Here is a 13,082-nt window from a genome sequence, read left to right as displayed (position 1 = left end):
GAGGGTCAACCCTCTGCTTTTTGATCCGCCACTGCCTGGAGGGTCCGCACCAGCTTGGTGGGCACACCGTTAACAGCATAGACGAAGTTCTGAACCGGCGCCTGCATCACGCTCATAAGCTGAGCAATAAGCTCGTCCCTGCTGGGAAGCTTGCTGAAAGCGACAGCCTGCTCGGCGTTGTAGACCTGCCCGGCCACAAGCGCGCCCTTGAGTTGCAGGGGAGCGCCCTTGGAGAAATCCACCATGGCCTTCACCACGGGGGCGGAATCATCGGGAGCCAGGGCAACTGCCGTGGGGCCCGAGAGATAATCCGCCACATCGGGCTTCTCCATCTGCTGAAAAGCGATCCTGGCGAAACGGTTTTTTACAACCCGAAAATCTGCGCCGTTCTCCCGCAATTTCGTCCGAAGCTCCGAAATCTGGGATACCGTAAGCCCCCGATAATCTGTAAAGATGTAATCGCTGGCGCCGGAGAAGAGCTCCTTCAGGGCGTCAACAGCATTAACCTTGTTTTCGTTAACTCGCGTCTCGTAACCTTGTTTCATGTCAGTCTCCCATTGAGACCCGGACGCCGGGACCCATCGTCGAAGAAATTGCAACAGTCTTCACAAAGACACCCTTCGCCTCGGGGGGTCTGCGCTTCTCTACCTCGGAAACGATCACACGGACGTTTTCCTCGACAGCAGAAGGCTCCATGGAGGCTTTTCCAACGGCGATATGAACAACCCCGGTCTTGTCGGAACGAAACTCGACCCGACCTTTCTGGAGTTCAGCCAGTGCCCCCGTGATATCCATGGTAACGGTCTGGGTTTTGGGGTTGGGCATCAACCCTCGACGACCCAGCACAGGACCCAGACGACCCACATCTTTCATCATGTCGGGCGTGGCAACGGCCACGTCAAAATCAAGCCATCCGCCTTTAATTTTTTCGATCAGGTCATCGTCGCCCACAAAGGCGGCACCGGCAGCGCGAGCCTCTTCCGCCTTATCACCCTTGGCAAAAACCAGAATCTTCTTGTCACCAGTAAACTGGTTCGGCAAAACCAGGGTATCCCGAACGGTCTGACTCTTTTTCAGGTTCAGGTTCATGGAGAGCTCAATCGTCTCGTCGAACTTTGCAAAGGCTGTTTCCTTCACCAGAGCGACCGCCTCGGAGAGGGGGTAGTTTCTGGTCCGATCAATCTTTGCAAGCGCCTCTCGGTATTTCTTTCCCCGCTTCATACTAGGCCTCCACCTCAACGCCCATGCTACGGGCAGTCCCGGCGATAATCTTCACCGCGGAATCCAGGTCATTCGCGTTCAGATCGGCCATCTTTGTGTTGGCGATCTCCTCCAGCTGGGCCCGGGTAATTGTTCCGACCTTGGCCTTGTTGGGCTCGCCCGACCCCTTGGCCAGACCAAGAGCTTTCTTGATCAGCACCGCCGCCGGAGGCGTTTTGGTGACAAACGTGAAAGACCGATCGGAGAAAACCGAGATGATTACGGGAATTGTGAGACCGGGCTCATAATTCTTTGTAACATCGTTAAACTGCTGAACAAACTGCGGTGCGCTCACCCCGTGAGGTCCCAGAGCGGGACCAACCGGAGGAGCCGGTGTTGCCTTTCCGGCAGGCACCTGCAGCTTGATCTGCGCCACTACCTTCTTCTTAGCCATACAACCTCCCTCGTGGTTCTACCGTCCCCGGCGCATCCTGTGCCCGGGCGACTCCCACCAGGTTTTTATATATGCAAAACACATATGCAAAAACCCAGACGCAGAAACGACTTAAATTTTTTCAACTTGAGAAAAATCGAGCTCCACGGGTGTTGACCTTCCAAAGATCCCCACCGTAACCCGAAGCTTGGATTTTTCGTTATTTGCTTCTTCAACAACACCGGTAAAGGTGTTAAACGGCCCTTCGGTGATGCGAACCGTCTCGCCCTGAACGAAGGAGTCCTTCTGGCGGTGCACGGAATCACCCTTGATCTCACCGGTCTTTTGCAGGATAACCCGAGCCTCCTCCTGGGAGATAGGCCGGGGCTTTGCACCCGGGGCAGAACCAACAAACCCAGTGACCCCGTTAATGCGCTTGATCTGGGCCAGAACAGAGTTCCAGCCAACCTCCGGAAAATCCATCTCCAGCAGGACGTAACCGGGGAGAAACTTCTTGCTTGTGACGCGACGCTTGCCGTCTTTTGTGCGTTCCTCCACATCTTCTGCGGGGACCTTGATATCGATCACCGCATCCCCCAGCTTCCCTTCCTCCATGAGCATACGGATAGATCTCTCTATCTTGTTCTCGTAGCCCGAGTAGGTGTGAAGCACGTACCAGTTTTTTGCCATAATGTATCGCTCCAGAATAGCAGCGATCAGAAGAGAAAATCAATCCCGGCGAGGAAGAAGTAATCCAGCGCACCGAGAATGACTGCAAAGATAAGAACGGAAACCAGGACCACCCGGGTAGAAGACGCTACTTCTTCCTGCGAGGGCCACGTTACCTTTTTAAGCTCTGCGTAACTGTTCCTGATAAATTCGACTAGTTTTTTCACCAATGACTCCTCGCTCGATCCCAGAACGGCGCACGCAACCCCGCCGAGAGACAGGCCAGGCAGGATTCGAACCCGCAACATCCGGTTTTGGAGACCGGCGCTCTACCAATTGGAGCTACTGGCCTATAAAAAACGGACCCGCACAGCGAGTCCGCCGCAGCCCTCGATCGGATTTGAACCGATGACCCCATCCTTACCATGGATGTGCTCTACCGACTGAGCTACAAGGGCGACTGTCAGGCTGGACGGAAGGTATCAGTTCCCGAAAAAAGTGTCAACCTCTTCGAAGGGGAGACAGAGAAAAAACCCTCTCCTGGCGGGACCGTCGCCCCTGTTGATTCTGAGGGAGTTCACCGGATATCATCGAGTCTCGGCCGTGCCTGTTCGTACGCTTTATACGCTCCGCAAAATATATTACCATATTACTGGACAACCAAAATTACTGTGCACAGACGGTTACTGCACAAGCGAGAAGAATTGAATGTACTACTACTTACTCCCTCTGGGATGCCAGATGAACCTCTCCGATGCCGAGCGCATCCGCACCGTTCTGGAGGAGGCGGGATACACCTCCTGCCAGAAAGAAGAAGAGGCCGACCTTATCGGATTGGTGGCCTGCTCGGTTCGGCAAAAAGCGATCGACAAAGTATATAGCAAGATCCACAAGTGGAATCAATGGAAAGAGCACCGGCCTCTGATTACCTTCGCTTCGGGGTGCATCCTTCCCGAAGATCACCGGAAACTTCTGGGGCGGTTCGACCTGATTTTTTCGATTCAGGATCTGCCCCAACTCCCCCAGATGCTCCGCCAGTACGGGGTAACCACCGCACTGAACGGAACGTTCCCGGCTCTTCGGGACGAACCGCCCCCCCCGAGCGAGACAGGCCTGGACTCCTACTGGAAGGTGCCTCCCACATACAGCTCTTCCTTTGAGGCCTACGTGCCTATCCAGAACGGCTGCGATAAATTCTGCACGTTCTGCGCCGTACCCTATACCCGGGGGCGCGAGGTCTCGAGGCCAAGCGGCGAGATCCTGCGGGAGATTGAAACGCTTCTGGATCGTGGCTACCGCACCATCACCTTGCTGGGCCAGAACGTAAACAGCTACGGTCTGGACCGCCACAGCCGGGAGATCACCTTCCCCGAGCTTCTGGACCGGATAGGCGCCCTCACCCGGGGACACCCCCTGTGGGTCTATTTCACCTCTCCGCACCCCAGAGATATGAAAGAGGATGTGCTGGAGAAGATTGCCGCCTACCCGACCCTGGCAAAACAGATCCACCTTCCCCTGCAAAGCGGCGACGATACCGTCCTGACCAGGATGAACCGAAATTACCAGCTCCGGGATTACCGATCTGTTACCGACTCGATCGGGCGCATCCTGCCGGGGGCGACGCTCTTTACCGATATCATCGTGGGGTTCACCGGCGAGACCGAGGAGCAGTTCCTGAATACCTGCGCAGCCATGGAGGAGTTTCGCTTTAATATGGCCTACATCGCCCAATACTCGCCGCGCCCGGGGGCAGTCAGCTCCCGCTGGGCCGACGACGTGCCCCAGGAGATCAAGAAAGAGCGGCTCCACAGGCTCACCCGCATTCTGGAAGAAACCTCAGGCGCTTTCACCCGGTCGCTCCCGGGAACAACCCAACGGGTTCTTGTGGACGGCTTCGACCGAAAACCAGGCTTTCTCAGCGGAAAAACCGAGGGACGAATCCCCGTACGCATGACCGACCCGGGAAACATCGAACCGGGGTCCTTTGTAACGGTTCGCATCACCGACGCACGCCCCCTTTCGGTGGCTGGCGAGATTCTGCCTTCCTCTGGTATCGCCCCCGGCACCTCTGAACAGGCCCTTGCCATACCTCAGGGAGACATCCTTCTGTGAAGGTCGCCTTCGAGACGCTGGGATGCAAACTGAACCAGTACGAGACTGACTCGATCGCCACAACCCTTAGCAAGCGCGGCTGGCATCCCGTGGCGTTTCAGGAAGACCCTCGCGCCGACGCCTACGTGATCAACACCTGCACCGTAACAAACAAGGCTGACCGAAAGAGCCGCAACGTGCTCTACCGCATTCTGCGCCAGGCTCCTCCGACGGCACCGGTGATCCTCACGGGGTGTTTTGTGGAGAGCAGCCCCGATTTTTCGCCGGGAAGCGACCGGGTATACCTGGTGGATAACAGCAGAAAGAGCTCAATCCCCCACCTTCTGGAGGCCCATCTCGCCGGGGAGATCCTGGATCCCCGGGAACTCGCACAGGATATCTTCGGCTTTGCTACGCCGGAGCAACTCTTCCACACCCGAACCAACATAAAAATCCAGGATGGATGCGACAATTTTTGCTCCTTCTGCATCATTCCCTTTGTACGGGGACCCGGAGCGAGCCGTCCTGCCCGGGCGGTGCTGGAAGAGGCCCGCCAGGCCCTGGACGGGGGAGCCCGCGAGCTGGTGCTGACAGGGGTCAATATGAGCCGCTACCGGTGCCCCCGGGAGGAGATGCCCTTCCCTGCCCTGGTGCGGGATCTGCTGGAGCTTCCCGGGTCGTTTCGCCTGCGGATATCCTCCCTGGAACCCGACCAGCTGACCCCGGATTTTCTGGAACTCTTTGCACACCCCCGCATGACCCCGCACCTCCATTTGTGCCTGCAGAGCGGAAGCGACCGAATACTGAGAGCGATGAACCGAACCTACACCAGCGAGACTTACCGGAGAATGATCGAGGGCCTGCGCCGGGAGACTCCTCTCTTCAATGTGACCACCGATATTATTGTGGGGTTTCCCGGAGAGACCGAAAAGGACTTTGAGGAGAGCCTTCTGGCGATACGAGATATCCGCTTTGGTCATGTCCACACCTTTCCCTTCTCGGTCCGGAGGGGCACCGGGGCAGCCGGCCTTGCCGGCCCGATTTCAGCCGCCGAGAAGAGACGCCGGAGCGAAGCTGTTCTGGCAACAGCCGCCGAGGCAAAACGAACCTACCGGTCCAGTCTGGTAGGGGGCGGGGAAATTGTTCTGGTGGAAAAGGTCACTCCCTCGGGCAGCCCCGGGGATGGCCCTGGATCCGGAGATATCCGGGCCGAGGGGTTGGGAGCACGCTACGTGCCGGTCCGGTTCTCCGGAGAATCTTCCCGGATCTCCCCGGAGCCAAACCGGTTCTACCGTGTAGCCCTGGAAGGGATTGAGGCCGCCGGAGACGACCCTGTCCTCACGGCCTCGCTTCTGGATTGCTATTCTCCCTGATCTGGCCTGAAAGCCCGCCAGGGCGATAGACGCCTCGGGCCGCTCGATGCAACCTGTCGGCCAGCCCTTCGGCTGCTCCCCGGGGAGGATCCTCGGCAAGAATAAGAAAACAATTCCGGCGCTCGGCCTCCCAGAACGCCCGATACACTCCCTCGGCGTAGGCTTCATAGCTCCCGAAGGTCTCCACCGACAGCACCCGAACCCCTTCCTGCCCTTGGGATGAATCACAAGGGAAGAGTTCTCCCGCTTCTTCCCGGGCCTGCTCCAGATCGGCTGCGGCAGCCAAAACCACGGGAATCCGGGGCGTATAATGGCGATAGCGGGTTCCGGGAGACCGGCGATCTCCCCGGGCCTGAAGCCGGACCGGGCACCCCAGGCGGCGAGCGATCTCCTGACGACTGATCGTGCCCGGCCGCAGAATCACCACCTCCCTGTCGCTGGTGGCGTCCACCACGGTCGATTCGATTCCCACGGTGCAGCATCCCCCATCAACAAGAGCCGCAACCCGACCGGCCATTTCCTCCCAGGCCATCTCCCGGGTGGTGGGGCTCGGACGTCCGCTGCGATTGGCACTGGGAGCGGCCACGGGAACGCCTGCCCGGGAGATGACCTGCCGGGCCAGGGTATGGGCGGGAACACGCAAGGCCACCGTGGGCAAGCCGCACCGCACCTCGGGAACCGCCCAGGATGGCGCGGGGACAATCACCGTGAGCGGCCCCGGCGCAAAAGCCTGAAGAAGCGCCCGGGTGAGCCCCAGCGGGGAGGGAACCACAGCGACAGCATCGGAGGAATCTCCAAAATGAACGATGAGCGGGTTATCGAGGGGCCTCTCCTTGGCTGCAAAGACAGCTCGGACAGCCCCGGGGTCCACCGCAGAGGCCCCCAGGCCGTAGACGGTCTCCGTTGGGATGACCACAAGCCGCCCCTCTGCAAGAAGTTGCCCCGCCCGGTCGGCCCCGGAGGCGTCCAGGAGGAGCGTCTCTTCCTGGTCGGGGAGACCGGTGCCCCGGGGGCAGGAGTTACCCCTCTCGCCCTGGCGGTTCATCTCAGACCTTGACGTAGACTACCCCATCCTCGACCTTTACCGGGTAGGTCTTGACGGGGCTTGTTGCAGGGAGATCCAGGACCGCTCCGGTGGTTATATCGAAACGGGATCCGTGCTTTGGGCAATAGACGTGGGTCCCCACCACCATCCCCTCGCAGAGGGGAGAATACTCGTGGCTGCAGGAATTGGCTATCGCGTGGACGCCATCGTCCAGTTTAAAGAGGGCGATCTCCTTCCTCCGGTGGGTGAAGGAGGTCGCCTTTCGGAAAGATTCTTCCCGGCAGACCTCGCGCCACTGTGCCATGAAGGGTTAGTCCTCCACCGGGATTCGGGCATCGACAATCGTCTCTATCCGCTCCCGAGCCTCCTGAGGAAAGGATGCCGAGACCTCGGCGAAGAAGCCCTCAATAAGGAGGCGGCGGGATTCTTTCGGCGTGTACCCCCGGGATTCCAGATAAAAGAGTTGTCGTGCATCGAGTTTCCCCGTGGTCGAGCCATGACTGCAACGCACCTCGTCAGTATTGATCTCCAGCATGGGGATCGAATCGGCTTCGGCCTCATCGCCCAGAACAAGATTGTTGTTGGTGAGGTAGGCGTCGGTGTCGAGAGCATCATGGTCGACCTTGATAAGCCCCTGAAAGACGCTCCGCGCCTCGTCGGCCACAGCTCCCTTGTAGAGGGCAAGACTGTGGGCCTTGGGAGCACGATGATCCTGGACCGTCTTCATATCCACGTGCTGATCCTGATGGGGGAAATAGACCCCTCCGAAATAGGCATCGCCCCCGGGGCCGGCCATCTCGCCTTCCATGCGGTATTTGCTCAGAAGACCGCCAAAGACGGCAGAATATACACGCAAGGCAGCGTCGCGCCCCACCGAAGCATAGCCGTTGGAGAAATAGGAGGAATCAATGTTCACATCCTGCAGGAGGAAGTAATCCACCTTGCTCCCCTGGGCCAGATCGAGGGTTATCCCTTCGTTGAAGAGAACCTCCCCGGACACCTCGGTATCGCTCTGATGAAGGAGGGAAAACCGGGCTCCTTCGTCGGCGACCACCACAACCTGGGGTGATCGCATGACACCGGCGGTTGTCTCGCTGAAAGTTACCCTGAAAGGCTCGTGAATCTCCAGAAAGGGAGGGACATAGAGAACCACGCCGTGGGTCATGGTGACGTAGTGCCACAGAGCCAGGCGGTTATCGGCGCGCTCCAGCCCCTTTCTCAGGGCTTCGGCCACGATCCGGGCCACCTTTTCAGGAAGCGCTCCGGCGGCAACCTCCTCGAACCCTGCAAGCAGACATCCCTTTGCCGCCAGCTCCGGGTCAAGAGAACGGCTGGCTGTGGCGGCGCCTTCAAACACGATCTCTCCCGGTGTTGCCCGGGGCGGGGCTTCTTGCGTGAGTGTTTTTTCGTCGCGGGAAAAACTCCAGGCGTCGAAATCGAAGGACGAGAGATCGGTTCGCCGAAACTCTTCATCCTGCGCCGAGGGCCATTCGAGGCGGGAAAATCGCTCCAAGGCAACCTTGCGGATATCCCTGAGCCAGGCCGGCTCGGCAAGCCCCTCGATATATGCCCCCAGGGTCTCCAGGGAACTGTTGGTATAGACAGCGGTACTCATCCGATGGATCCCTCCATTTCGAGCTCGATCAGGCGGTTCAACTCCACGGCGTATTCCATGGGGAGCTGCTTTACCAGCGGATCAAGGAATCCGTTGACGATCATGCCGGCAGCTTCTTCCTCGGTCATACCGCGACTCATGAGATAGAAGATCTGGTCGTCGCTGATCTTGCTCACCGTTGCTTCGTGCTCTATCGCTACCTGGTCGCTCTTGATGTCCATATAGGGATAGGTGTTGGTGGTGCTCTCTCCATCGATCAGGAGGGCGTCGCACTCGACCTTGCTGCGGGCGTTCCGCACGCCCTCGTCAACCTTGATGAGCCCCCGATAGGTGGAGATCCCTCCGTCCTTGCTGATGGACTTGCTGGTTATGGTGGAGGTGGTGTTGTCGGCGGCGTGAACGATCTTGCCTCCCGAATCCTGCTCCTGACCTTTTCCTGCGAAGGCGATCGAGAGAACTTCTCCGTGAGCGCCCTCGCCTTTCAGGTAGACTGCGGGATATTTCATGGTGCGCTTGCTGCCCAGGTTGCCGTCGACCCATTCCATGGTGGCATTTTTGTAGGCCACGGCCCGTTTTGTCACCAGGTTATAGACGTCGGAGGACCAGTTCTGGATGGTGGAGTACCGCACCCGGGCCCCGTCCAGAATAATGATTTCCACCACGGCGCTGTGGAGGCTGTCGGTGGTATAGACCGGAGCGGTACAGCCTTCCACGTAGTGCACAAAGCTCTCTTCCTCGGCGATGATGAGGGTTCGTTCGAACTGGCCGAAGTTCTGGCTGTTGATCCGGAAGTAGGCCTGGAGGGGGATATCCACCCGGACCCCTTTGGGGATGTAGACGAAACTTCCCCCGCTCCACACGGCGGTGTTGAGGGCGGCAAATTTGTTGTCATTGTAGGGAATCACCGTGCCGAAATATTTTTTCACGATCTCGGGGTGTTTCTCCAGGGCCTGCTCGGGGGAGAGGAAGATTACTCCCTGCTTTTCGATGTCCTCGCGGATGCTGTGGTAGACCACCTCGGAATCGTACTGAGCGCCCACGCCGGAGAGGAACTTCTGCTCCGCCTCGGGGATTCCCAGGCGGTCGTAGGTGTCCTTGATCTCCGAGGGCAGATCTTCCCAGGACCGGGCCTGCTCCTCGGTGGGTTTTGCGTAATAGAAGATGTCCTCAAAGTCGATGTCGCTCAGATCGGAACCCCAGGAGGGCATGGGCAGCGACTGGAAAGATTCCAGAGCCCGCAAACGGTACTCAAGCATCCAGTCGGGCTCGTTCTTGGCCGAGCTGATCGCACGGACTACTTCTTCGTTCAGACCCTTGCGGGTCTTGAAAACCGACTTGTCCTCGTAGTGAAAACCGTACTTGTAATCCTCAAGCGAGACCTGCTGGTTGCTGCTCATGGCTCGCCTCCTCCTGTATGCCGTGCTGCTTCTTTACCCAATCGTAGCCATGTTCTTCCAGGGCACCCACCAGATCAGCTCCGCCGGAAGTGACGATCCGCCCCTGATACATGATGTGTACGAAATCGGGCTTGATATAATCCAGCATTCGCTGGTAATGGGTGATGATAAGTGCCCCGAAGGGGGTCTCGTCGCGGAGCTTGTTTACCCCCTGGGAGACGATCTTGAGGGCGTCTATGTCGAGGCCGCTGTCGGTCTCGTCGAGAATGGCAAACTCCGGCTCCAGCATGAGCATCTGGAGAATCTCCATCCGCTTTTTTTCCCCGCCCGAAAAGCCTTCGTTCAGGTAGCGGTTGATAAACTGCTGATCCATCTCCATGTACTGCATGTTGGAGCGCAGGTGCTTCACGAAGGACCGGACCCGGGCATCGTCGCCGGGGAAGCGAATCTCTGCGGCCCGCTTGAGAAAGCGCCCCACCGTGACACCGGGGATTTCAACGGGGTACTGAAAGGCAAGAAAGAGCCCCAGCTGAGCTCGCTCATGGGTTTCCATCTCCAGAATGTCCTGGCCGTCCACCAGGATCTGGCCACCCGTGACCTCGTAGGTCTCGTTTCCGAACATCACATTGGACAGGGTTGACTTCCCCGAGCCGTTGGGCCCCATGAGAGCGTGGATCTCTCCGCTATTGAGGGTGAGATTTACCCCTTTGAGAATATCCGTATCGGCAATGCGCGCGTGCAGATCCTTGATTTCTATTTTCATTGTGCTTCTCCTGCAAAAAATTGATTCAGACTGCTAGCTGGATCAGATGGGGTATCCCAGACTTATTCGTGCGTCTTCGCTGAGAAACTCCATGCTCCAGGGCGGGTTCCACACCAGGTTGGTCACCACCTCTTTCACCCCGTGATCTTTCTTGATCACCTCGATGATCTCCTGATTGATCGTATCGGCCAGGGGGCACCCCGGTGATGTGAGGGTAAAATCCACCTCCACAGCGTCCTCCCGTGGCTCGACACGGTAAATGAGCCCCACATCGACGATGTTGATCCCGATCTCGGGATCAATGACCTTTTTCAGGGATTCGAGTATATCGGTCTTGCTAATCATGTTTATTGTTCCTAACTCCTCTTGTAAGGTACCGCTTCCGAGGGCTCTTAAGCAACCGTTTTCCAGCTTTTTTTAAGAACAATTCCGAACAAGGCGCCTGCACAAGATGAATGATTTTTCCGCGCACAATGAGTATACTGAAAGATAGGGAAAGAGGGAAACCGTTTGTGATCTATTTGGTCGTCTACAGCCACCCCCGCTCCGATAGTTTTACCCATGCCCTGGTGGAGCGGATCGCTGCCACCCTGGGGGACGAGGGACACGGGGTCCATTGCCACGATCTCTACGCAGAGCACTTCCAGCCGGTCCTGGAAAACGAGGAGATTCGCCGGCGCTTCAGCTTTGACGATCTGGTAACACAACACACGAGGGAACTGCGTGAGGCGGCAGGACTGATACTGGTCTATCCCGACTGGTGGGGTATGCCCCCGGCGATCCTCAAGGGCTGGATCGATCGGATTCTCCGCCCGGGGGTTGCCTTCGACTACCGGGGTCCCGAATTTCTTCACAAGCACCTGGTCCCCCTCCTGACGGACAAGAAAGGGCTGGTGATCTCCACCACCGACGAGACCAATCCCCTGAGTCAGGATGCGATGAATACGATCTGGAGGGAGCGGGTCTTTGAATATGTGGGTATCCGCTCGGTGAGCTTCAAAACCTTTTACGGCGTTCGGGAAAGCACCCTTCGCGATCGTCGGGAATGGCTTCTGGAGGCGGAGGAGCTTGTCCTGCGCTGGCTGTGAGAATCTCTCTAGGAAAAACGGCGCAGAATTGCCTGACAGCTGGCCCGATAACTCCCGCCGAAGAGGTTCATGTGGTTCATCAGATGATAGAGGTTGTAGATATCCTTCCGCTCGCCATAGCCCGGCTCCAGAGGCCACTCCTGCCGGTACCCCTCGTAGAAGGCGGGCGAAAACCCTCCAAAGAGTTCCGTCATGGCCAGATCGGCTTCGCGATGGCCAAAGTAAACCGCTGGATCGATAAGTACGGGAGCATTATCGCTGTCGGCCATGAAATTGCCGCCCCAGAGATCACCATGCAGCAGTGATGCCTCACCCTGGTCCACCTGGGGAAGCAGATCGGGGAGCCGCTTCACCAGAGACTCGAGAGAGCGAAGATCCCTTGTCCCCCAGAGGCCCCTGGCTCTGGCCAGCTCGCCCTGGAAGCGAAGACGTTGTTCGGAAAAAAACCGGATCCAGTCTTCTGTCCAGGGGTTCGGCTGGGGAGTGGCCCCGATGTGGTTATCCCGGGCAAATCCGCAGGATCGGTTTCGGCAGCTCCGATGAAGCCGGGCCAGAGCACGACCGAAGCGGGTGAAGAAATCCCCCCGGGGGCGCCCCGACGGAACGTATTCCATGAGGAGGTACTGACGGGTTTTGCCGGAAAAGAGACCCAAGGGCCGGGGGACGCGAGGCCCCCGGGGCGCCCGGGCCAGAGCAACCAGCCCGCGAGCCTCTTCCTGGAAGAGACTCCCCTGGTGCAGATCGTTCTCCTTGAGAAAGATCGTCTCTCCCGAGGAGAGCTCGAGCAGGGCCGTATCGTTGATGCTACCCCCGCCCACGGCACGGCGCGTCCCGATTGTTGCCGTCCGGCCAAAGAGAAGGATTACCGCCTCTTCGGGGGTCTGGACGGGAAGCAGTATCTTCTCAAGATCGGCATCGATCACGGCAGACGCTCCTCCTGAATCTCGTTCAGAATCTCGTCGCAGGTGCGCTCCACAATCCGGTAGACCTCGCGAAACCCCTCGGCGCCGCCATAATAGGGGTCGGGCACATCGGGGGGGTTCCCCCCGCCCGAAAGGGCCGGATCGAACTCCCGGAAGAGGACCACCTTTGCCCGGGCCGAGCCACCCTCCCGGCGGGCTATCTCACGGATCGCCTTGAGATGGTTTCTTCCCATGGCAAAGACCAGGTCGTATTCCTGAAGGTCCCCGGCCGAAAACTGCCGGGCCCGATGGTTCAGGTTTACACCCTGGGCGGCTGCGGTCTCACGCATGCGCGAATCGGCGTTCTCTCCCACATGCCATCCGTCGGTTCCCGAAGACTCTACCTGGATCTGCTCCGAAACTCCCCGGTCGAGAGCCATCTTTTCCAGAATGGCCTGGGCCAGGGGGCTGCGGCAAATATTTCCGGTACATACAAACATCACCCG

Annotated in this window: 16 protein-coding genes and 2 tRNA genes; 3 read left to right on the top strand and 15 right to left on the bottom strand. The window is 58.4% G+C overall.

Annotated elements, in window-relative coordinates; all coding sequences use genetic code 11:
- Positions 1-5 precede the first annotated feature (5 nt).
- The 7 genes from rplJ to BW950_RS01190 form a co-directional block, all read right to left on the bottom strand.
- Positions 6-545 (bottom strand): 50S ribosomal protein L10, encoded by a 540-nt coding sequence (gene rplJ, locus BW950_RS01220; protein WP_076487460.1) that lies wholly within the window; start codon positions 543-545, stop codon positions 6-8.
- A 1-nt stretch (position 546) separates the two neighbouring features.
- The gene (gene rplA, locus BW950_RS01215; RefSeq protein WP_076487459.1) at positions 547-1,221 is read right to left on the bottom strand and encodes a 50S ribosomal protein L1; all 675 of its coding nucleotides are present in this window, start codon (positions 1,219-1,221) and stop codon (positions 547-549) included.
- A gap of 1 nt (position 1,222) precedes the next feature.
- A complete protein-coding gene (rplK, locus tag BW950_RS01210; protein ID WP_076487458.1) occupies positions 1,223-1,654 on the bottom strand; it encodes a 50S ribosomal protein L11 in 432 nt (143 codons plus the stop codon).
- 111 nt (positions 1,655-1,765) lie between these two features.
- Complete coding sequence (gene nusG, locus BW950_RS01205; RefSeq protein ID WP_076487457.1) at positions 1,766-2,323, bottom strand: transcription termination/antitermination protein NusG; 558 nt, start codon at positions 2,321-2,323, stop codon at positions 1,766-1,768.
- Between the two features lie 26 nt (positions 2,324-2,349).
- Positions 2,350-2,529, bottom strand: a complete 180-nt coding sequence (gene secE / locus BW950_RS01200) for a preprotein translocase subunit SecE (RefSeq protein WP_076487456.1) — start codon at positions 2,527-2,529, stop codon at positions 2,350-2,352.
- A 51-nt stretch (positions 2,530-2,580) separates the two neighbouring features.
- Positions 2,581-2,654, bottom strand: a tRNA-Trp gene (locus tag BW950_RS01195).
- 33 nt (positions 2,655-2,687) lie between these two features.
- Positions 2,688-2,760 (bottom strand) — tRNA-Thr (locus BW950_RS01190).
- A gap of 250 nt (positions 2,761-3,010) precedes the next feature.
- On the opposite strand from BW950_RS01190, the gene miaB reads away from it, so the two are divergent.
- Both miaB and mtaB read left to right on the top strand, forming a co-directional pair.
- Positions 3,011-4,414: a tRNA (N6-isopentenyl adenosine(37)-C2)-methylthiotransferase MiaB gene (gene miaB / locus BW950_RS01185; protein WP_076487455.1), complete on the top strand. Its 1,404-nt coding sequence runs from the start codon at positions 3,011-3,013 to the stop codon at positions 4,412-4,414.
- Positions 4,411-5,766 (top strand): tRNA (N(6)-L-threonylcarbamoyladenosine(37)-C(2))-methylthiotransferase MtaB, encoded by a 1,356-nt coding sequence (mtaB, locus tag BW950_RS01180; RefSeq protein ID WP_076487454.1) that lies wholly within the window; start codon positions 4,411-4,413, stop codon positions 5,764-5,766. Before miaB ends, mtaB begins: the two co-directional genes overlap by 4 nt.
- On the opposite strand, the gene BW950_RS01175 is transcribed toward mtaB, so the two are convergent.
- From BW950_RS01175 to BW950_RS01150, 6 genes are read right to left on the bottom strand one after another with little or no spacing between them, the layout of a single operon-like run.
- Positions 5,732-6,811, bottom strand: coding sequence for an L-threonylcarbamoyladenylate synthase (locus BW950_RS01175; RefSeq protein WP_076487453.1), 1,080 nt, complete (start codon positions 6,809-6,811; stop codon positions 5,732-5,734). The genes mtaB and BW950_RS01175 overlap by 35 nt on opposite strands.
- Before the next feature lies 1 nt (position 6,812).
- Entirely contained in the window at positions 6,813-7,115 is a 303-nt protein-coding gene (locus BW950_RS01170) for a Rieske (2Fe-2S) protein (RefSeq protein ID WP_076487452.1), read from the bottom strand.
- A gap of 6 nt (positions 7,116-7,121) precedes the next feature.
- Positions 7,122-8,426: a Fe-S cluster assembly protein SufD gene (gene sufD, locus BW950_RS01165; protein ID WP_076487451.1), complete on the bottom strand. Its 1,305-nt coding sequence runs from the start codon at positions 8,424-8,426 to the stop codon at positions 7,122-7,124.
- Complete coding sequence (gene sufB, locus BW950_RS01160) at positions 8,423-9,823, bottom strand: Fe-S cluster assembly protein SufB (protein ID WP_076487450.1); 1,401 nt, start codon at positions 9,821-9,823, stop codon at positions 8,423-8,425. Before sufB ends, sufD begins: the two co-directional genes overlap by 4 nt.
- Entirely contained in the window at positions 9,795-10,586 is a 792-nt protein-coding gene (gene sufC, locus BW950_RS01155; RefSeq protein WP_076487449.1) for a Fe-S cluster assembly ATPase SufC, read from the bottom strand. Before sufC ends, sufB begins: the two co-directional genes overlap by 29 nt.
- A gap of 42 nt (positions 10,587-10,628) precedes the next feature.
- Positions 10,629-10,931, bottom strand: coding sequence for a metal-sulfur cluster assembly factor (locus BW950_RS01150; protein ID WP_076487448.1), 303 nt, complete (start codon positions 10,929-10,931; stop codon positions 10,629-10,631).
- Between the two features lie 167 nt (positions 10,932-11,098).
- Here BW950_RS01150 and BW950_RS01145 point away from each other — a divergent pair, with 167 nt between their 5' ends.
- Complete coding sequence (locus BW950_RS01145) at positions 11,099-11,674, top strand: NAD(P)H-dependent oxidoreductase (RefSeq protein WP_159438698.1); 576 nt, start codon at positions 11,099-11,101, stop codon at positions 11,672-11,674.
- A gap of 8 nt (positions 11,675-11,682) precedes the next feature.
- Here BW950_RS01145 and BW950_RS01140 read toward each other — a convergent pair whose 3' ends face one another.
- Both BW950_RS01140 and BW950_RS01135 read right to left on the bottom strand, forming a co-directional pair.
- Complete coding sequence (locus tag BW950_RS01140) at positions 11,683-12,597, bottom strand: fructosamine kinase family protein (RefSeq protein WP_159438697.1); 915 nt, start codon at positions 12,595-12,597, stop codon at positions 11,683-11,685.
- Complete coding sequence (locus tag BW950_RS01135; protein WP_076487558.1) at positions 12,594-13,076, bottom strand: low molecular weight protein-tyrosine-phosphatase; 483 nt, start codon at positions 13,074-13,076, stop codon at positions 12,594-12,596. The genes BW950_RS01140 and BW950_RS01135 overlap by 4 nt, the downstream gene beginning before the upstream one ends.
- Between the last annotated feature and the right edge of the window lie 6 nt (positions 13,077-13,082).

This window comes from Alkalispirochaeta americana, assembly GCF_900156105.1.
GTDB classification, from domain to species: Bacteria; Spirochaetota; Spirochaetia; order DSM-27196; family Alkalispirochaetaceae; genus Alkalispirochaeta; species Alkalispirochaeta americana.
This window is presented reverse-complemented; position numbering and strand designations above follow the sequence as displayed.